Origin of the sequence: Bacillus sp. FSL W8-0223 (genome assembly GCF_038006805.1) — a bacterium.
Lineage (GTDB): Bacteria > Bacillota > Bacilli > Bacillales > DSM-4216 > Bacillus_O > Bacillus_O smithii.
In genome coordinates, this window is record NZ_JBBOVX010000001.1 from 3,566,336 (window position 1) to 3,586,233 (window position 19,898).

General features: G+C 38.4%; 17 protein-coding genes. 3 read left to right on the forward strand and 14 right to left on the reverse strand.

What is annotated here, in order from left to right; translation table 11 throughout:
* Positions 1 to 64: 64 nt before the first annotated feature.
* Positions 65 to 1,390, forward strand: coding sequence for a GntT/GntP/DsdX family permease (locus NST81_RS17030; protein WP_003354888.1), 1,326 nt, complete (start codon positions 65 to 67; stop codon positions 1,388 to 1,390).
* Positions 1,391 to 1,711: 321 nt separating this feature from the next.
* Positions 1,712 to 3,253 carry a gluconokinase gene (gene gntK, locus NST81_RS17035; protein ID WP_174521030.1) on the forward strand — a complete coding sequence of 514 codons (1,542 nt, stop codon included), beginning with the start codon at positions 1,712 to 1,714 and terminating at the stop codon, positions 3,251 to 3,253.
* A gap of 243 nt (positions 3,254 to 3,496) precedes the next feature.
* Here the strand turns inward: gntK and NST81_RS17040 are convergent, their stop codons facing one another.
* The 11 genes from NST81_RS17040 to NST81_RS17090 form a co-directional block, all read right to left on the reverse strand.
* Positions 3,497 to 4,183, reverse strand: coding sequence for an urease accessory protein UreH domain-containing protein (locus NST81_RS17040; RefSeq protein WP_048624304.1), 687 nt, complete (start codon positions 4,181 to 4,183; stop codon positions 3,497 to 3,499).
* 40 nt (positions 4,184 to 4,223) lie between these two features.
* Positions 4,224 to 5,039, reverse strand: a complete 816-nt coding sequence (locus NST81_RS17045; protein ID WP_048624305.1) for an urease accessory protein UreD — start codon at positions 5,037 to 5,039, stop codon at positions 4,224 to 4,226.
* The gene (ureG, locus tag NST81_RS17050) at positions 5,036 to 5,650 is read right to left on the reverse strand and encodes an urease accessory protein UreG (protein ID WP_003354884.1); all 615 of its coding nucleotides are present in this window, start codon (positions 5,648 to 5,650) and stop codon (positions 5,036 to 5,038) included. The genes NST81_RS17045 and ureG overlap by 4 nt, the downstream gene beginning before the upstream one ends.
* A gap of 26 nt (positions 5,651 to 5,676) precedes the next feature.
* Positions 5,677 to 6,360 carry an urease accessory protein UreF gene (locus tag NST81_RS17055; protein ID WP_341030419.1) on the reverse strand — a complete coding sequence of 228 codons (684 nt, stop codon included), beginning with the start codon at positions 6,358 to 6,360 and terminating at the stop codon, positions 5,677 to 5,679.
* Positions 6,353 to 6,799: an urease accessory protein UreE gene (gene ureE, locus NST81_RS17060; RefSeq protein WP_327797391.1), complete on the reverse strand. Its 447-nt coding sequence runs from the start codon at positions 6,797 to 6,799 to the stop codon at positions 6,353 to 6,355. Before ureE ends, NST81_RS17055 begins: the two co-directional genes overlap by 8 nt.
* A 12-nt stretch (positions 6,800 to 6,811) precedes the next feature.
* A complete protein-coding gene (gene ureC, locus NST81_RS17065) occupies positions 6,812 to 8,521 on the reverse strand; it encodes an urease subunit alpha (RefSeq protein WP_341030422.1) in 1,710 nt (569 codons plus the stop codon).
* Entirely contained in the window at positions 8,518 to 8,841 is a 324-nt protein-coding gene (locus tag NST81_RS17070; RefSeq protein ID WP_003354879.1) for an urease subunit beta, read from the reverse strand. Before NST81_RS17070 ends, ureC begins: the two co-directional genes overlap by 4 nt.
* Before the next feature lie 16 nt (positions 8,842 to 8,857).
* The gene (locus NST81_RS17075; protein ID WP_048624310.1) at positions 8,858 to 9,160 is read right to left on the reverse strand and encodes an urease subunit gamma; all 303 of its coding nucleotides are present in this window, start codon (positions 9,158 to 9,160) and stop codon (positions 8,858 to 8,860) included.
* Positions 9,161 to 9,353: 193 nt separating this feature from the next.
* On the reverse strand, positions 9,354 to 9,581 hold the full coding sequence (locus NST81_RS17080) for a hypothetical protein (RefSeq protein ID WP_327797393.1): 228 nt from the start codon (positions 9,579 to 9,581) through the stop codon (positions 9,354 to 9,356).
* Positions 9,559 to 11,112 carry a sodium:solute symporter family protein gene (locus NST81_RS17085; RefSeq protein ID WP_341030425.1) on the reverse strand — a complete coding sequence of 518 codons (1,554 nt, stop codon included), beginning with the start codon at positions 11,110 to 11,112 and terminating at the stop codon, positions 9,559 to 9,561. Before NST81_RS17085 ends, NST81_RS17080 begins: the two co-directional genes overlap by 23 nt.
* Positions 11,113 to 11,591: 479 nt before the next feature.
* Positions 11,592 to 13,073, reverse strand: coding sequence for an ArnT family glycosyltransferase (locus tag NST81_RS17090; protein WP_048624313.1), 1,482 nt, complete (start codon positions 13,071 to 13,073; stop codon positions 11,592 to 11,594).
* A gap of 454 nt (positions 13,074 to 13,527) precedes the next feature.
* Between NST81_RS17090 and NST81_RS17095 the strand changes: the two genes are divergently transcribed.
* Entirely contained in the window at positions 13,528 to 13,800 is a 273-nt protein-coding gene (locus NST81_RS17095) for a hypothetical protein (protein WP_156179277.1), read from the forward strand.
* 162 nt (positions 13,801 to 13,962) lie between these two features.
* Here the strand turns inward: NST81_RS17095 and NST81_RS17100 are convergent, their stop codons facing one another.
* From NST81_RS17100 to NST81_RS17110, 3 genes are all read right to left on the reverse strand, one after another.
* Complete coding sequence (locus tag NST81_RS17100) at positions 13,963 to 15,069, reverse strand: hypothetical protein (protein ID WP_048624315.1); 1,107 nt, start codon at positions 15,067 to 15,069, stop codon at positions 13,963 to 13,965.
* Between the two features lie 626 nt (positions 15,070 to 15,695).
* Entirely contained in the window at positions 15,696 to 16,295 is a 600-nt protein-coding gene (locus tag NST81_RS17105) for a deoxynucleoside kinase (RefSeq protein ID WP_048624316.1), read from the reverse strand.
* A gap of 1,644 nt (positions 16,296 to 17,939) precedes the next feature.
* The gene (locus NST81_RS17110) at positions 17,940 to 19,589 is read right to left on the reverse strand and encodes a lactate permease LctP family transporter (RefSeq protein WP_341030430.1); all 1,650 of its coding nucleotides are present in this window, start codon (positions 19,587 to 19,589) and stop codon (positions 17,940 to 17,942) included.
* Positions 19,590 to 19,898 lie beyond the last annotated feature (309 nt).

Here is a 19,898-nt window from a genome sequence, read left to right on the forward strand (position 1 = left end):
ATGACAGTATCGTTTTCAACTTTTTTGAAAACGATTACCGTATAAAAGGAAGGTGAAATGAAGTATGGATCTATATTTGTTGACCATTACATTTTTGGCCATTCTCATTGTTATTTTAGGAGTATCATGGTGGAAATGGCATGCGTTTATCAGCTTGCTTGTCGCCAGTTTGTTCTTAGCGATCATGTCCGGAATGTCCTTGGATAAAATCGTAACTGCCTATGAAACCGGAGTTGGGGGTGTATTAGGCCATTTAGTCGGAATTTTGGCATTAGGCATCATTTTAGGACAGATGATGTCAGAATCAGGCGCTGGAATGCAAGTGGCCAATTTCTTCGTTCGGCTTTTCGGTGTAAAGAAATTGCCCTGGGCCATGCTTCTTTCAGGGTTTATTATTGGAATTCCTGTGTTCTTTGAAGTCGGAATTTTGATTGTATTGCCATTAGTCATTTCTATTCATAAAACGACGAAACAAAACATTTTATTAATCGCTTTGCCTGTCATTGCCGGTTTATCGATCGTACACGGTCTTGTGCCGCCGCATCCGGGAGCGATTGCCGCGATCCAGATTTACAATGCCAATCTTGGAAAAGTGCTTCTTTATTCCTTGATTATTGCGCTTCCTGCAGCCATTATCGCAGGACCATTATTTGCAAAATGGGTTCATAAACGCGTCATTCCTGAAAGCGAACCGGAGTTAATTCGCGTCAATATGACAGCGAAAACATTACCTAGTACAGGACTTTCGTTCTTCATCATTTTATTGCCTGTATTGTTAATGATTTTATCGGCCGTTGCACCATATTTGCCACTGCCTAAAGGCTTCATGAAATTTTTCGAATTCATTGGAAGCCCTATCATTGCGCTTCTGATCGCTTGTTTCGCAGCATTCTACTTCCTTGGAATTCGTCAAGGAATGAGTAAAAAAGACATTAAGAAATTAACAGATCAATGCTTGCTGCCTGTTGGTTCCATCATTTTAATCATTGGAGCCGGCGGTGGATTTAAACAAATCCTTATCGATAGCGGTGTTGGTACGACCATTGGTCATATGTCCCAACATCTATCTCTGTCTCCCCTTGTTTTAGCCTTTATGATATCAGGATTAATTCGTATTGCTACAGGTTCAGCAACCGTCGCCTTAACCACAGCGGCTGGCATCGTTTCACCTATTATTGAACATATGTCCGGTGTCAATCTGGAATTGCTCGTGATCGCAACGGGTGCAGGTTCCTTAATGTTCTCACACGTAAACGATGCCGGATTCTGGATGGTAAAAGAATATTTAGGATTATCCATGAAAGAAACGTTTAAAACATGGACCGTATTGGAAACAATCCTTTCATTTACCGCTTTTGCAGGCGCTTTGCTGCTTAATATGTTTGTATAAAAACAAAACTCCTTCTACACATCCGTAGAGGGAGTTTATCTCTTTGAGAATTCAACAACATGAGCTGATGAAAACAAAATAGGACAGAATATGGTATGATGCAAACGATGGCAGAAGATTGTAAAAAGGAAATGATGGAAAAATTTTTAATCCTTAAGAGATGGAGTGGCTTAAAACGGTTCATGTCATCAACCTGTGTAAAGAAAAGAACCGATGAAAACAGGACTGGACCTTACTGATAATAGCTTGTTGCTAAAGAAAGAAAGGCGCTTATCGGAAAAGAGAGCACTTAGGTTGTCAGGTATTTGTAAGGAGGAAAAAATCATGAGTTCAAAATATGTAATCGGTGTAGATATTGGAACAACCAGTACAAAATCCGTTTTGTTTTCCGCAGAAGGATCCGTTATTTCAAGACATGGAATTGAATATTCTTTATTCTCTCCTACACCAGAAACGGCAGAACAAGATCCGGAAGAAATTTTCCGCGCTGTGGTCAACACCATTAAGAGAACGATACAAGATAGCCATGTTCAGCCATCTGATATTCTTTGCGTTTCCTTTAGTTCCGCCATGCACAGCGTCATTGCTGTAGACAAAGAAGGCAAGCCTTTAACGAATTGCATCACCTGGGCGGATAACAGAAGCGCAAAATGGGCCGAAAAAATAAAAAAGGAAATGAATGGCCATGAGATTTATCGGCGGACCGGAACGCCTATCCATCCGATGTCTCCTCTTTCTAAGTTGACATGGCTTCGAAATGAGCATCCCGAAATATTTGCACGCAGCTATAAATTCATATCAATAAAAGAATATATCTTTTATAAGCTATTTAAGGAATATGTGATTGATTATTCGATTGCCTCCGCAACAGGAATGTTTCATTTAAATTCCTTAAAATGGGATGAAGAGGCTCTACATATCGCCGGTATATCAGAAGAACAGTTGTCACGTCCTGTTCCAACTACTTATCGTTTAACAGGATTGGATGAAACGTTTGCAAAAGAAATGAATTTGCACCCGTCCACTCCTTTTGTGGTAGGAGCCAGTGATGGCGTATTATCCAATTTAGGAGTAAATGCAATAGATCCCGGAGTTGTGGCTGTCACCATTGGGACAAGCGGTGCTATCCGAACCGTAACGAACCGCCCTGTAACCGATCCTAAAGAAAGAATCTTTTGTTATGCATTGACTGAAAACCATTGGGTCATTGGAGGCCCGGTCAACAACGGAGGCATGATTTTCCGATGGGTTCGCGATCAACTAGGTTCTTCAGAGGTCGAAACAGCGAAGCGTTTAGGGAAAGATCCATATGAAGTGTTGACAGAGATAGCGGCAAAAGTCAATCCCGGATCGGACGGATTATTATTTCATCCGTATTTAGCCGGAGAACGGGCTCCATTGTGGGATGCCAATGCAAGAGGCTCTTTCTTTGGATTAGGTTTGCATCATAAAAAAGAACATCTAATTCGTGCTGTTTTGGAAGGAGTTATTTTCAACTTATACACCGTTCTGCTTGCCTTAGAAGAATTAATCGGTGAGCCGAAAAAAATTCAAGCCACCGGAGGCTTTGCCAGATCCCCACTCTGGCGTCAAATGATGGCGGACATCTTCGATCAAGAGGTATATATACCGGAAAGTTTTGAAAGTTCTTGTTTGGGAGCTGCTATCCTTGGCTTATATAGTCTAGGTGAAATTCATTCATTACACGTAGTATCGGAAATGGTAGGCGCCACCCATCATCATGTACCGAATCCAGAACATGTATCCGTCTATAAAGAATTAATTCCTATCTACATTCGTCTTTCTCGACTGTTAAAAGAAGAATATGAAAGTATTGCAGCCTTTCAAAAGAAAAGAGTGTAGGAACACTTAGCAAGCGCAGAAAAGAAAAACAAGGGAATCTTTCGTCTAATCACGATTCCCTTGTTTTTTATTTCCTAACCAAAAACGGTAAAGACCCCGCCCTTGCTTTTGGCTTAGAAAAAAGATCTCCAAGCATCTGTCAAACCACCCATCATCCTGCCAATAGTTTTTAATACCGTTCGCCATTATGATGGAACGAATGATCTTATCATGATGCAGCAAAAAACATTTTCTTGTTCCCATTTACCGTATCCAAAGTTTAAATAAGCCTTCGGTTACACCTAAATTATACATATAATGAATTCCGAATACCGTGCTGATAAAGCCTGTTATTTGAATGAAGGCATTGTGAATACGAATCTTTTTGGCACTCAGTGTGAATGGGATCCCAATTAAAGTCGTAAAGCAAAGCATGCCCAAAACCGTTCCGGCGCCAAAAAACAGAATATAAAGAAGACCTTCCCATGCCTTTTCTACTGTACTCATTGTCAACAATACCATGGCTGCACTACCGGCAAGTCCATGAATGATCCCAATAAAAAGAGATTTAACATAGGGAATCCCTTTATATGTATAAATAGGATGATCTGTATGAAGATGAAGACGTGAATGAGAATGTTCATGCGTTTTCTTAAGAGAAAGAATGGCTGAAATTCCAAAATAAACGAGTATGATTCCGACTAAAAACTCTAATGACATCGACCATTCTTGTGAAATTTTTTTCTTCATCAAAATAATAGTCATTCCAAATATAAGTAATGTGGATGTATGCCCGATCCCCCAAAAGACTCCGGCTAAAGAGGATCTCCAAAGTTTTTTGCTTTGACAAACAATCGTTGATACAGCTATCACATGATCCGGCTCCATAGCATGTTTTATTCCAAGAACGAATCCTAAAGTTAAAACGGAAAGCAAGTCTACTTGGTCCATCTATAAGCCTCCTAATATCGTTTATTCCTCACCCTATCTTTCAATACTTTCGCCAAGTGACACCATTCTTGCCTAATAACTCTCGTCTGGCAAATGAATGAGCGCGAGAAATCATGTTCTCAATGATACCCGTACTACGTGCAAGTATACGTAAAATAATGCCGCTAGCCGGCAATGATGTCATACCAAATCGAACGTCGGAATCAAAAGCCTCCATTTCATCATATAAACGGTCAAGAAATGTTTTATCTGCTTTCTGATGAAAGATCAAAAAAGTGCCGATATGAGTATATCCGTCCATTTGCAACATTCCGGACATATCTTCATCCGGCTCAAGCCGTAAATGATCAAACAACACAAGCCGGTCTTTTTTATATACTTTTAATTTCGAACGAATCCAATCATAAGGAAACAAACTCCCATCTTCCGCCCAACCTGGTGTAATGACATCGCTGTAAAAAAAACCGGAATCCTCTTCTATATGAACGGTCGTTTCTTGTATAAAACGTGCTTCTTTATAAGCAATTAAAGAATCCGGCAAGTATTCAAGAACGCTTCCTTTTTTTAAGTGGATGTTCGTTTTCTGAACAACAGGCTTCTTTGGTGTTTTATATACTTTTGTGGCGGATTGCGTTGTAACCGCCAGCTCAGCTTCTTCTTCCACGTTGAGATTGGTTAAATAGACATCCCCGTCTACATAACCTCCGCCAACATGAATGAGATATAAGAAAGGTAGATCCTTTTCAAGATAAATGGGACGGCTCACTTTTAAGGCCCCTTCATGATAGCAAGATGAGATAATGGTTTTTTGCCGTTTTTTGGCGGCAGATACTTGTAATACTCCTGTATATTTCATGATTCCAATCCGTACAAAAGTGCATTGGTTTTAATCCATTCCAATACTTCTGCAAGACCGATTTCATCTTTTAAATTGGTAAAAATATATGGCTTATCCCCTCTCGCTGCCAGAGTATCGCGCTCCATAACCTCTAAACTGGCTCCAACGTACGGAGCGAGATCAATTTTATTGATGATAAAAAGATCAGATTTAATCATCCCTTGTCCACCTTTACGCGGAATTTTTTCCCCTTGCGCTACATCAATAATGTAAATAGAGAAATCGACTAGTTCCGGGCTGAATGTAGCGGCTAGATTATCCCCGCCGCTTTCGATAAATATCAACTCAAGATCGGGATGCCTTTCTTTTAGTTCATCAATGGCGGCAAAATTCATGGATGCATCTTCACGAATAGCTGTATGCGGACACCCTCCTGTTTCCACACCAATGACGCGATCTGCCGGCAGCACACCATGCTTCAGAAGAAATTGAGCATCTTCTTTCGTATAGATATCATTTGTCACAACGGCGATGCTCAATTCTTTATGCATGGCTCTCGTCAATTTTTCCACAAGCATCGTTTTTCCCGCTCCAACAGGCCCTCCGATTCCAATACGTATTGGTTCCACGTTTCTCACTCCTTATATTCCGAATTTTAAGACATAAATAAGCGCACATTTAAACGTTCATGGCACATTTGAGCAATTTCCATCCCGGGACTTACCGCTCCTAAATCCTCTTTAGGCAATTGTGAAATCGTTCTTACCCCTTCCTCTAAAAGAGGTTGAATTTCAACTAAGATCTTTTGACCGTCTGTTTGACCAATCGGAATTCCACGCACCGCATTTTGCACAAGAGCAGATACATTGGCAAATAAATAGGCTCCAACTGCCGTTTCCTTTGTCACCTTTAAGTGGTAAGCGACAATCGCAAACACTATGGCAGAATGACCATACGCTTTCTTTTCTTTTATCCGGTTTGTATATTCTATTAAAATAGGAGATGGATACAGATCCACACATAGCTTGGCCATCCGTTCCCCCATCCTTTGATTCCCGCTTCTTGTTTCTTGCGCAATGTTCGATGCAAATAAAATATGATCAAGCTCTACCAACGCGGATGGTTCATTTTGCTCCATTGCTTCATAAGCAAGTCTGCAAGCAAGGCCTTCTGTGAAAAACAGCTGTTTCCGAATATAAACGGAAATAGCATTCTTAAAGCTTTCTTTATCCGTGATCACTTTTTCTTGAATGTATGTTTCCAATCCAAAAGAGTGAGAAAACGATCCCGATGGAAAGTTGGAATCACACAACTGAAAAAGTGAAAATAATCTATTCATGACGATGTCCTATTGGGCGAAATGCTTGTTTCATTTTTCTGTTTTCACGTGTAAATGGAATCGATAACTTCTGAAGCAGTTCTTCTACTAAATAGTCATATTGCACAATCATTTCATTTCCTTCAAACTGCGCCGGCAGATGTCGATTGCCAAGTTGATGCGCAATTTCCCCCATTTGCTGCATGGATGTTGGTTTGATCGTTAATACATCATCTTCTAAGACCGATATCACAATCATATTGTGATCGTCCATGTATAAAATATCTCCATCTTGTAATTCCTGATGTTCTTTTAAGCGAATGCCAATCTCTTTGCCATGATCTGTCACAACCCGTTTCACCCGTTTGACTAAATCATCGCTTCGCATATAAACCCGTTCTATATGTGGAACTCTTTTCTCTAATGTCGTGATGTTTCCGACTACTTTTTCAACCATCATGTTTTTCTCACCTCAAAATAAGAAATACCGTTGTGCCATCGGGACGATTTCTGCCGGTTCACATGTCACTAATTGACCGTCTACCCTCACTTCATATGTTTGAGGATCGACGTCAATTTTTGGGGTTTTATCATTCAAAATTAAATCTTTTTTCGTCAATTTTCGAATTCCATAGACCGGTTTCACCTTTTTCTTCAAACCCAACTGTTCATGAATGCCTTTTTCATACGCTGCCTTTGAAACAAAGGTGATAGACGTTTGATATTTGGCATCTCCTTTCGCTGCAAACATCGGACGATATAAAACCGGCTGCGGTGTCGGAATGCTGGCATTGGGATCTCCCATAGTGCTGTAAGCAATCATTCCTCCTTTTAAAACCAGTTCAGGTTTCACACCAAAAAAAGCAGGATTCCACACCACTAAATCAGCTAATTTCCCCACTTCAACAGAACCCACATAATCCGCAATACCATGAGCGATTGCTGGATTGATCGTATATTTGGCAATATAACGTTTCACACGAAAGTTGTCTCCCACACCTTTGTCTTCTTGTAACTTCCCTCTTTGCTTTTTCATCTTGTCAGCTGTTTGCCACGTACGAATGATCACTTCTCCTACGCGCCCCATCGCTTGTGAATCGGACGAAATCATGCTGAATACGCCTAAATCATGTAAAATATCTTCCGCCGCGATGGTTTCTTTCCGAATGCGTGAATCGGCAAAGGCAATATCCTCCGGAATATTGGCGTCTAGGTGATGGCAAACCATTAACATATCTAAATGCTCTTCCAAAGTATTGATAGTATAAGGTCGAGTTGGATTCGTAGAAGAAGGCAAAATATTCGGGAAGCCGGCCGCTTTTATAATATCCGGAGCATGCCCACCTCCAGCTCCTTCTGTATGATAGGTATGAATCACTCGACCGTCTACGGCTTTCAATGTATCCTCGACAAATCCACCTTCATTTAAAGTGTCGGTATGAATCGCTACTTGCACGTCATATCGATCCGCCACTTTCAAACATGTATCAATAGCCGCCGCTGTCGATCCCCAATCTTCGTGAAGCTTTAATCCCACTGCTCCTGCTTCAATTTGTTCCTTTAAAGGAGCCTCATCAGAACAGTTTCCCTTTCCTAAAAAGCCCAAGTTCATCGGGAACTCTTCGGCTGCTTGAAGCATACGATGGATATTCCAAGGCCCCGGTGTACAAGTAGTGGCATTTGTGCCTGTAGCGGGTCCTGTTCCTCCGCCAATCATAGTGGTCACACCCGATGCAAGAGCGGTTTCGATTTGCTGAGGGCAAATAAAGTGAATATGAGCATCTATTCCTCCGGCTGTCACAATCATCCCTTCTGCAGCTATGACTTCCGTTGCCGCCCCAATCACCATATCGACCCCATCCATTAACAGCGGGTTCCCCGCTTTGCCTATGGAGGCAATCATTCCATCTTTTATGCCGATATCCGCTTTGTAAATACCTGTATAGTCAACAATAATCGCGTTTGTTAATACAAGATCGACGCATTCATCGCTTGTCGCCAAAGGATGCTGCCCCATTCCATCTCGGATCACCTTTCCGCCGCCAAACTTTACTTCATCTCCATAGGTTGTATAGTCTTTTTCAATTTCGATAAACAATTCTGAATCTGCCAAACGAATGGCGTCGCCGACAGTTGGTCCAAACATATCCGCATATTGCTTTCGAGACATCAAAAAACTCATTTTCTTTTCCCCATTTCAACTGATCCATTCGTTAAATTATTTAAACCATACACTTTGCGTTCACCTGAAAACGGAATTATTTCTACTTCTTTCACATCACCGGGCTCGAAGCGAACCGCCGTTCCAGCCGGAATATTCAAATGCATGCCAAATGCTTTTTCACGATGAAATTGAAGCGATTGATTCACTTCAAAAAAATGAAAATGGGAACCAACCTGAACAGGTCGATCACCCCGGTTTAACACGCGAATCTTGATGCTCTGCTTATTTTGATTGCATAAAATAGGTTCTTTTTTCAATACATACTCCCCTGGTATCAACGTATGTCCTCCTCATTTAACGAATCGGGTCATGAACCGTGACAAGCTTTGTTCCATCAGGAAAGGTTGCCTCAATTTGAATATCCGGGATCATTTCGGCAACCCCTTCCATTACATCTTCTTTTGTAAGAATCGTTGCACCGTATTGCATTAATTGAGCTACCGTTTTTCCATCCCGCGCCCCCTCCAGCACTTCATATGTAATCATCGCGACAGCTTCAGGATAATTTAATTTTAAGCCCCGCTCTTTACGACGACGGGCCAAGTCAGCCGCCACAACAATCATGAGCTTTTCCATTTCACGTGAAGTCAGTTTCATGGATAACCTCCTATTTTAAGTGGTTGTTCCAAACTATGAAATTGATCTTATAAATCTCCATTTATAAGATTGAATATTTAGAATTTTCTATCTAAAAATTATATCAAATTTCCTTCTAATACATCCAATAGATTCTCACTCATTTTACAAACCCGCTAGCAACTGCGATTTTTAAAAAAATTTTTGTGATATATTATTGATCTTTCTTAAAAAGCTCCATCAACGGTCTGATCGTGATAAAAATACCGGCTACCATTAACCATACGAAAGCAAGTACAGTCCAACCTTTAAAAAACGATAAACTATACTGATATCCTGTGATAAACATAATCCCGGGCCACACAAATATCAAAATAACGGTTAATCCAATAGCCCACTGTATACACAACTTTGCGTCTTTATTTATTGGCTGTTTCTCCATAGCTAACTTCCTTTCCATATTCAGATAAGTCATCATCGTAGCTTTTAAACTTATCTTTTAAAGAATCAAAATCAAATTCCTGACTGGACAGCAATCCATGACCAATGGAAATAACACCACTAATAACAAAAACCGTTAAATTTCCAATCAACATAGGATAAAGCCCGCCTAACGATTCGATCGTAATTTCTCCTGATGTGGCATAGGCAGATGAAACCCATGCGATGAGTCCGCTGATCATTCCCAATAAAGCTCCATAAAAAGATCCTTCATTCGTTGCCCGTTTCCATAACAACCCAAGGGTAACAGGAATCACAGCACTGCTTATAAAAATTCCCATTGCCATATAAACGAAACTAAGGCTTATCCCTACTTTAAAAAGCAAAATGGACAATAGCCCCATTGCCAATCCGGCACATAAGGTTACTTGGCGGGAAACACTTAATATTTTTTGACTATTTGCTTGTGGATGGATGGAGTGAAGGTAGATGTCCGTAACGATGATGTTTGTAATAGCCGTCAGTTCCGCAACACCCGTAGACATCACAGCCATAAAAAGCATAATTAAAAATAAGATAGATCCAACAGTCCCCATGACGTGGGCCGCCATAATAGGGGCAACAGAGTCCGGCGAGTCAACAGAAATTCCTAACCCGGCTGCACCCACACCTAGAAAAGTGGCTATGGTAAACGGAATTGAAAACCAAGCAACCCCTCCATAAATATAGGCTTTCGCTGCCGCTCTTTCTGTACTTGCAATGGCGCGCTGCCAATAAGATTGATCCACAAATACGGTTCCAAAATTACCAATAATATTAATCATTCCAAAAAACAGCCCTGGTATCGAAGCCATTGTGATCATTTGTTTGGATTCAGGGATTTTACGTAATCCTTCATAAATATCCGTAACACCGAATTTGTAATAAACAGCCGCTGCAAAAATCGCAAGAATGGCAAAGATAATAACTGTATTTAAGTAGTCTGCAATAAAGGAAGCTTTTAATCCACCGATCACCGTGAAAATCGTGAAAGTGATAGGAATTAAAAGCGCTGCAATATATACATTCATTCCCGTTAAAGAGTGTAAAGAAACCGCTCCACCCAAAATGACCATTGCCGTTACGATGATATTGGTCATTAAAGCGAATACGAGCATCAATCGGTGATTTTTCTTATCAAATCGCTGAGCGATAAATTCTAAAAATGTATGAGCATTCGGTGCTTTCCGTTTCAAATGAATGGCCACTATCGCAAATAGTAAAATTTGAATAGTAGCGCCAGCAGCATACCAATAAGGGCCACTAATTCCATATTGATATCCGGTAGAAGAAGACATCATTAATGTCGCTGCCCATGTCCAAGCGGCAATAATGGAAGCACTCGCTAAACCCACTCCGACACTCCTGCCTGCGGTGCTAAATTGTTCTGCCGTCATGACTTCTCCTTGACGACGTTGGATCAAAACTGTAATCACTGTAAAAACAATTCCAAAGATAAGCAATATGAGATACCCGACACTCGATGATAACATTCTATCCCTCCTTTAATATGATGGTAATGTTAGAATTCAAACAAATGTTATATAACTTAACACAAAATAAATATAAAATATAACTTAATTTTTTGTCAATACTAAATTTTCTGAAATATAAATCTGTACTTCAGATTATTTCTCCCATTTTCGATGGTTTTGACATTATGTTCTTAACACGATATGTTAAATTTTTTAACAATGAATAAAGAAATAGGATTATAGAGGAAATAATGGAACTTTGTTTTTTCACAACGTTTGAAATGGAAGATTTGGGGATTAGAGAGTGCAGATATAAGTATTGAAAAAGGACATGCGGATAATATATGGGGCATTTCGGCATTTTAAAGACCTAAAGAATAGAAAATATTTGTCACCAATCACTTTTGAATTGAACAAAGCAGGCAAGAATGAATCCATAAATTCTTGCCTGCTCCTTCGATAAATGGTGTCCAATCCCACATGTGTCATTCTCTGATTCAATTCAATTGATGTTTCATCCGAATCTTCTCTTTACTAAGAATGTAGCCCCAGTGATTGGAGGCGACGATGTTTAAATGATTCGAAGCGGCCAATTGTTTTGTATAAAACCTTTTTTTCACTAAAAGCAAGGCTCTATCATTTTTTAAGAAGGCATGAAAATCTCCGCCTTGCACTTTCAAATCATTCACTAATTCAGCCGTTAGAACCGCACTTTGAGCCCATACCGCCTTATGTCTTTTTGGATGGTATTTAAATAAGCTGTATCCCCTTACTCCATCCAATGACTTCGTTTTTTCAATCAAACTTAATTGATCATTCGGTATGGGGTTGTTGACATACATTAGAATTTCCCCTTCATAATAATGAGCAACAAAAAGAATGGTCGATAAAAGAACTATTTTGACCAGCCATTTACCTTTCAACAAAATTCTGCTGGCCAAAATCCCTATCATGATGGCTAGCGGAGGATAAACAGGCAAAATATACCATCTTATCTTCGTTTTAGCTAACGTATACAGGATGAAAGGAACAATCACCCATAAACAGAGCCCTATTATATAAGATCGTTTTTCATGCTTGGATAGATTAATCGAAAGATTTTGATGAAAATGATAGACTAAAATCATTCCCAATAAAACAGCGAACCACAAAAAGTAAAAATGGGATAATATGACTCCATAGTAAGATTCATCGCCTACATGACCTTCAATGGGAACCGTTGATCTATGCAGCAAGTCATACGAAATCATATTTTGGAAAAAAGCAAAGCCGTCATATTGATATCGTATAACCGCCCAAATCAAAATGGGCACGATCATGCACAAACATAACATCATCCATTTTTTAAAGGATAATTTTTTGTATTTTCCAGTAATAAAGAGGTACAATCCCATAATGACGGCTATATTCCCTGCATGCCAACTTTTTGTTAAAAAAGCCAAAGCAAAGGCCAGTCCCGATACATACAGCCAATAATCCTTTTTCTCGCTAAGCAGCAAAGACAGAATAGCCACTGTAAATAAAAAGACATAAAGAGAATCTGCGTCACCGGTTCGTGCACTATGATTAATTAAAAATTGAGTGCTTGTCGACAATGTTAGCATCGATAATAAGGAAGCTGCATTTCCGAAATTCTTTTTCACAAAAATGCCTACGATGATAATCGTCAACATAGCACAAATGCCTGAGATTAATCTTAATCCTAAAGCATTGAATCCCGCCGTTTTATAGCCAAGCATGATGGCCCAATAACTAAGAGGCGGTTTTAAATTCCAATAATCCATCTTATAACGATAAGTATTGACGATAAAATTTCCTTGTCTTAACATCTCATAAGCATTTACTCCGTGTCTTGCTTCATCCCAACTATAAATAGGAAATTTGCCTAAATTGAAAAAGATATTATAGCAAGCAACAGATAACAAGATCAGGGCCAGCAAAAAATAAATGGCGTTTTCTTTTCGATCTGACCAGTACATAAGCCAAACTCCTTGTTGTCATAAATTCAAAATCTAAAATTCAAAACTCATTATAAAAATTCCATATAGAAACTCCATTTCCCAACACATGTTTATTGTGAAGAACAAAATTTTCTCCTACTCATGGAGTTTTATGGAATCCTTTACGCTTTTGACACCGTCGCTTAAAACTTTTTGCAAAGATGCACTCCAAAAACTTCAAAAAAGGAAAAAGCCTCGTTACATAGAGATGAAAACAAGGCTAAATCTTCCAATATCATTATATTAAATCATCCTGTACAGAGATTGGCTAGCATCCTTCGTATGAATTTTAGCACTAAGATAAGGCCATGTCACGTACTGAATTTTTACGGATATGTCCAATTTTTTCAATCATAAGAATGCGGTGCTTTCTTTTTATATGCTTTTTTCCAATTCTTCTTTTGAAGCGAAAAATAAAAAAGGGGGCTTTCTTTTGATTGCTGCATTCTTCGATATCGTCGTTTGGTTATGTATAACTTCAATACCTTCAAAAAAACAAAGAAGAACGAATCAGAATATAAAAATACTGAAACAACAATTATGGTTCCATAACTTGCGAGAACACCATGGGCCTTTATTTTTATTGAATTCCGACGTAAGAAAGATCATCAGCCATTATAATCTGCAAGATGAAATTCACCTGAAGGAAAATATGGATCGTTTAAAACAGGAACTAGAAGAATTCATCCAAACTCGAAATTTGTAAAATGACAAACTAAAAAGGTATTTTAATGAATTATAATGTCTACCAATAAAATCATTTTTTATACCACTATCCACCGCAAATTTAATCAGCAGGTGTATCAAGCCATCTCAACGTGTTCTACTTGCATAAAACAAGCAGAAAAGAAAAGTGTTTCTGCTTGTTTCATTTTATTTGCAACATACGATCTATATATGGTTCAATATTTTTCATTTTTTGCAGCAATTCTTCGATTAGTCCTTCAAACGTCGTATGGTCATTTAACGGAACAAATAAAATCGAATTACTGCCATTTCGCAGTGATACTTCATTTGAAAAATCCGAATTCAACACGGATTGATGAAAAGCTTTTGTACGTTTTGAGCGGAGCATGGTGTATTTTTCATAACCGGGAATACCTTCATACGTCTTTTTCGATTTGTATGGATTGGGTTCATAATGGACCGAAAAGCTAGATACTTTACCGGGCGAACTTCCTACCAAATTGACCGTAACTTCGAAATGAATATTGATTGAGTTTGCTTGGAGCTCTTTTCCGTTAAATTCATTTTGCTTCCATTCTTCTTTTTGAAATAAAAACACAGCAGAATTCCTTCCATATCCTTCTACTTCTCCGAAATGCATTTTTAACGATTCAGGAAACTGACTTTGACTTTGTTGAAAAACTTGGATCCATAAAAGTTTTCTTTGCAAAGAATCTAAGCCAGTCGTCGCTTTTTCAATCTGATCTTTTAAGTCTACATTTAAAATAGGGGCATAAAACGATTTTAAGTAAGAAGAAAAATCTTTCATGACTAGAACAGCTGTCGGATCTTGGATCAGTGTATCCCATTTCATGTCAACAAATTGTTGATAATCTCTTTTATGAAATTGCGTATTCTTTGGCAGCGTAAAAGGATCTAAAGTAAGAAAGAAAAACTCAATAGGCACCGGGGAAATCTTAAGAGCTTTAAAAAGCTTTTCCTTTCCCTGGTCGGATGCATACCGATTTGTTTGCTCATAGCCTTCTAAAGCACCTAGTTTATTTTCAATAACCAAAATTTTTTCAGCTGCTGAATCATTTTTCAATTCAATAATTAAATCCGGAGTTCCAATGCCCTTTCCTAATCCCACACGCGTATGTGCGTTCACCACCCTATATGAACCAGAAACCTGACATACATCTTCCACAAACCAGTTCGCAAACTTCTTTTCTGTATTGATTAAATTTGCCATCAGATCCGTAACCACATCTTCTCTATAAAAGCAATTAAACAGTTGAATAATGTTCATATGATCACCCTCTTACTAAAGCCTAGTCATAAGATGATGATGTAAATCGAAAACTATAAAAAGAACCTTGATGCTTACTTTTTTCAAAATAATCATTCTATTAAATTGAGCAAAAGCGGACTTGCCACAACCAAAAGATCCAACGATAGAAATAAATTCTCCTAATCCTTACTTAATAATACATTAGATTTAAAAAGTAAAGATAGCCGTAGTTGCAAAGCACCGCAACCCCCGTTGCATCTATAAATCAGCATTGAACAAAAACAAGATTGTACATTTTTCTGACTCAACAAATATTAACTATGAATCGATGCGGATCCGAGACTCTATCAAGAAGCTAATATATTTATGGTACGGCTCACCGCAACATCTCCCGAGGCAAATAACATAAAAAACAAAGGGAAGCAAATAATATTTCTTCCCCTATAAGAACCGCTTGCAATTCCCTCATTTTATTCATCATTGTCCTTATAATTACGTAATAAATAAAGAGCCGTATGCTGCGTCCTCTTTGTAAAATGATCCTTTTACAATAATGAGAAGGAGCACATCCATGGCTCAAAACGTATTTAAATATACAATATAAGATGCAATAATGTTCCGGCGATTTTTATCCATATCTTCAATCATTCAGTATGTAGTGATTTCTCAATTAAATTCAATACATATTCTCTATCTTCAAGATTATTTTCAAAATCGATTTGATCCACATTGATTTTTAAAACAGGAGAAAACGAATATTGCTCAAAATACTCACGATAATTTTGATTGAGTCTTTCCCAATATTCTCTTTCTACTACTTGTTCATACTCTCTCCCTCTTTTTTTAATCCTCTTTATGGCTTCATCCGTTGAAATTTCTAAGTATACCAAGAGTTTAGGCGCTTTTAAATGCTCCATCATATTTCCGAATAAATCTAAGTATATTTGAAATTCAACCTCGCTCATTTCACCATTGTCGCGCAACATTTTGGCAAAAATGACGTCGCCATATATACTTCGGTCTAAAACCGAATTTGGATATTGAGAAGCTTTTTTAATTTGTTTAAACCTTTCATTTAAAAAATAAATTTGCAAGGGAAAGCTATATCTTTCTCTGTCATAATAAAATTTATCCAAAATGGGATTATTAGTGACAGGCTCTTTAAAAGCTATGTACCCGTTTTTCTCCAGAATTTCCATCAATGTACTCTTTCCAACACCTACCACTCCATCTATTACGATCATGTCCCCATAATCCCCCTTCTTTTGATTGAGTATTTTCAACTGGTTGTAGTAAAACAAAGAGGTCACCTACTTTTCTTAAGTTTGCACCTTTGAATGAGATAGGTTTCACTTAAATTGAATCGAACGATACCCATTATCTTTTTATAAGCATGAGATATGAATGAAAAACTTTTGCTATTTTTTGTTGATATTATTTATTGGAACTCCCTTTTCGGTAAATCCGTCCATGAATGACGAATCAGGTATACTTTTCAGCAGGAAGAAAGAGTCGTTGTTGAAAGGTTTATCTCATTGTTACGCAAGATTTTATTATATTAGCGCTGCTGTTAAATGTACAGAGGAACTTTTTAGAGGGTACTTGTCTTCTCTTTTCTTCTTTTTATTGATGGATGTGGAGGATCAATTTCCAGCTAACTCCATTGGGTAATTGCAAAAGTATGATAAAAATGACGTAAATCATATAGGGTAATGGTACTACCATATTTTTCATAAAAATCTGGTTCTTTCTGCTTTTCGAATAAGGTTTGTCTAGTTCCTTAAAAAAAATGCACATTTTTCTCCATATGCTCTTTCAATTCTCAAACACCTTTACTGCCTATAGACCACTCTTTTTCTGTATTGATTAAATTTGCCAACGAACGAAAAAAACGACTGTTTACTCACTTCACTACCGAATTTTCATTTGTTATTCAAATACATATTACTAACAAAATGTTGTGAACTTATGACGAAAGATTACGGTTTTGATGAAAAATAAGTCTAATACTTTAAAGGAGATTTGATAGAATGCTGAATAATAGTCCTTGTGGATGACGAAGAAAATGTCATTGCATTAATGAAACCTTTTTAGAATGTAGAAGGATTTGAAACGTAACGGCAAAAACGGATAAGAGGGGATATTCGAAGCAAAAGAATAACCGTTCATTATTGACAACAGATTGGATGTTGCCGGAAGCAGATGGAACCGATGCTGACCAGAAGCTCTCAAAGGAGCGACCTTATTTGTACTATGACGTCTGCTGACTTCTGACGGTTCAGCCATCCATCGCTAGATGGGTTACCAACTCAGTTGGCGTGTCCGTCAGACCTCCCTGGGTAAGAGTACAGTCTTTCTCTCCATCTATCTGCTCCATTTACTCTGTAACATCTTCGGCAGTATGGACTTTATCTTGTTTTGCAGACTCATCCAATGTTACCTAGCCTTCTATGAAGTTCGTGTTCCGAGAGACCCTAAGTTTGCCGCTCGCTTCCTTCGGATTCCGTGTCACCACGCACACCCTTGCGTTAAGCTAACCACTACTACTGCCTTCGTGGCTCAGGACTTTCACCCTATAGACTGCACCCATGCCAGGCTCACAAAAGAGCTGGATGATACGAGAATCATCCAGCTCTATTAACCATTCCGCTAGCGAACATTTCTAATCATCTCATTCGCTTATGATACGGTTTTCTGCAACGTATATAAATTTCTCGAATAAATTTTCCTCAAATATTATTCATATAATCGCATATATTTTAATTGGATCAGTGTGAGGCTGTACCAAAAATATCACCTAAACATTCTTTTTTATATCACTATTCCTTGCCAACCTAATTTATTTTTTCTTTCATCATGATGATGTTGCTCTTTTCAAATGTGAAAGATTAGAAAATAAACCAGCTAATGAAACCAATTAAAATCAGTAAAACTAAACTGTACTTTATTGTAAACTTGAACAATTCGTTGTCTTTTCCTACCAGTCCTACAGCCGCAGCAGCCACAGCGATAGACTGCGGAGAAATCATTTTCGCCATTGTTCCCCCCATGACGTTAACAGCAACCATTGTTTCTGGCGGAATTCCGATTTGTGTTGCCGTTACAGATTGAAGAGGAGCAAATAATGATCCACTATTCACGACTGAACCGGTTAAAAATACCCCTAACCAACCAAGAATGGGTGAAAATAGCGGGAAAATCTTTCCGCTAGAAGCAAAAGCAAGACCAAGCGTCGATGACATGCCTGAATACATACAAATATAGGCGAATGCCAGTACGCTGCAAATGGTTAATATAGGTGAAATGAGTTCCTTTCCTGTTTCGACAGCCGTTTCTTTTATCAACTTCCAATCGCAGTGTAATATCAGCAAAGTAAAAATGATCGCTAATACAATAGCTGTCGTTGTGGATGAGAATAAATCAAGTTTAAAAACAGCAGGATACGGGCTCTTTTCAGGCACCACCGGCGCATGCCGAATCACTAGGTTATTTAGCCCAGGAATCGGAAAAAGAAGAACAAGTTTATTCAACGGACCGCCCGCTTCAAACAATTTTTTTATGAAAGATAGATTAAACAACGTTACGAATACAGTTAATAATATGAATGGCAGCCAGGCAAATATAATTTTATTAACAGGATATGCTTCCTTTGCTTCTGTTGCTTCCGTCTCTTCTGTCGCTATTTCCGAGTTGTTTTCAGAGCGTTTCACCTGATAGATTTCTTTTGGTTTCCATACTCTTAACAAAAGAATAAGTGCAAGTAAACTAACAATCGCGGAAAAAATATCTGCCAGTTCAGCTCCCAAGAAATACAATACGAAAGCCTGAGTAAGACTGAATGAGCCACCGCTTACCAGTATAGCAGGGAAAGTTTGGCGTATTCCTTTAAAGCCATCCACAATGAAGATAAGCAAAAAGGCAATCATAAAGCTCACCAAAGGCAGAACCAAAGCAGTGTATCTTGCAACAGAAAGGCCATTTAAACCGGTAAGCAGTGCAGGGATGGTTACCGGTATTCCCATTGCACCGTAAGCCCCGCCTGCAATATTGGCTATCAAGCAAAGTCCTGCGGCATACAAAGGACGAAATCCAAGACCAACAAGAATCGCAGCAGTGATGGCTACCGGCGCTCCAAACCCTGCAGCTCCTTCCAAAAAGGCTCCAAATGAAAAAGCTACAAGCAACACTTGAATTCGCTGGTCTTCCGTTACAGATGAAATACTATTCTTGATAATCGTAAATTGTCCCGTTTTCACCGTTATTTTATATAAAAAGATAGCAGCTAATACAATGGATGCCACCGGCCATATCCCGGCAAGAACACCGTATACGGCAGATGCGGCAACCATAGCAGCCGGCATTTTATAGACGAAAAGAGCCACAGCTCCTGCTGCCAGAACACTTAAGCCACCTGCGACATATCCTTTTAACTTAATAAAGACTAACATAACAATAAAAAGGATAATTGGAATGGCTGCTATAGCAGCTGACAACCAAATGTTGTTCAATGGATTATATAATTGCTCCCATACACTCATGACCTTTCAACTCCTAATCAGTAATTCCTTTTTATTCTTGCCTGTAAAAATAAACTTAGTCTAAATATTATTGTGAAATATTTCACAATCAATTCTACAATGTTAATATACCATTACTTTGTGAAATATTTCACATTTATTTGTGAATTTAATTTGAACTTTTTCTATTTGCAGAGTTATCATCTTCAGACTTAAATGTTGAAAGAGACGGGCCGAAAAAAAAACAAAATTCCCTTTAAATCAAAAACCCTTGCATATAAAGGAACTGACGTTTGACTAATGATATTAGCCATTATGGAAAATCTCAAT

Excerpts from the sequence above, each read along its gene's own strand:
- NST81_RS17100 (WP_048624315.1), bottom strand. The coding sequence starts at position 15,069 with ATGAACATTATTCAACTGTTTAATTGCTTTTATAGAGAAGATGTGGTT.
- NST81_RS17105 (WP_048624316.1), bottom strand. The coding sequence starts at position 16,295 with ATGATCGTAATAGATGGAGTGGTAGGTGTTGGAAAGAGTACATTGATG.
- NST81_RS17075 (WP_048624310.1), bottom strand. The coding sequence starts at position 9,160 with ATGAAACTGACTTCACGTGAAATGGAAAAGCTCATGATTGTTGTGGCG.
- NST81_RS17090 (WP_048624313.1), bottom strand. The coding sequence starts at position 13,073 with ATGTACTGGTCAGATCGAAAAGAAAACGCCATTTATTTTTTGCTGGCC.
- NST81_RS17085 (WP_341030425.1), bottom strand. The coding sequence starts at position 11,112 with ATGTTATCATCGAGTGTCGGGTATCTCATATTGCTTATCTTTGGAATT.
- NST81_RS17080 (WP_327797393.1), bottom strand. The coding sequence starts at position 9,581 with ATGGAGAAACAGCCAATAAATAAAGACGCAAAGTTGTGTATACAGTGG.
- ureC (WP_341030422.1), bottom strand. The coding sequence starts at position 8,521 with ATGAGTTTTTTGATGTCTCGAAAGCAATATGCGGATATGTTTGGACCA.
- NST81_RS17110 (WP_341030430.1), bottom strand. The coding sequence starts at position 19,589 with ATGAGTGTATGGGAGCAATTATATAATCCATTGAACAACATTTGGTTG.
- ureE (WP_327797391.1), bottom strand. The coding sequence starts at position 6,799 with ATGATGGTTGAAAAAGTAGTCGGAAACATCACGACATTAGAGAAAAGA.
- NST81_RS17040 (WP_048624304.1), bottom strand. The coding sequence starts at position 4,183 with ATGGACCAAGTAGACTTGCTTTCCGTTTTAACTTTAGGATTCGTTCTT.
- NST81_RS17045 (WP_048624305.1), bottom strand. The coding sequence starts at position 5,039 with ATGAAATATACAGGAGTATTACAAGTATCTGCCGCCAAAAAACGGCAA.
- NST81_RS17030 (WP_003354888.1), top strand. The coding sequence starts at position 65 with ATGGATCTATATTTGTTGACCATTACATTTTTGGCCATTCTCATTGTT.
- NST81_RS17055 (WP_341030419.1), bottom strand. The coding sequence starts at position 6,360 with ATGAATAGATTATTTTCACTTTTTCAGTTGTGTGATTCCAACTTTCCA.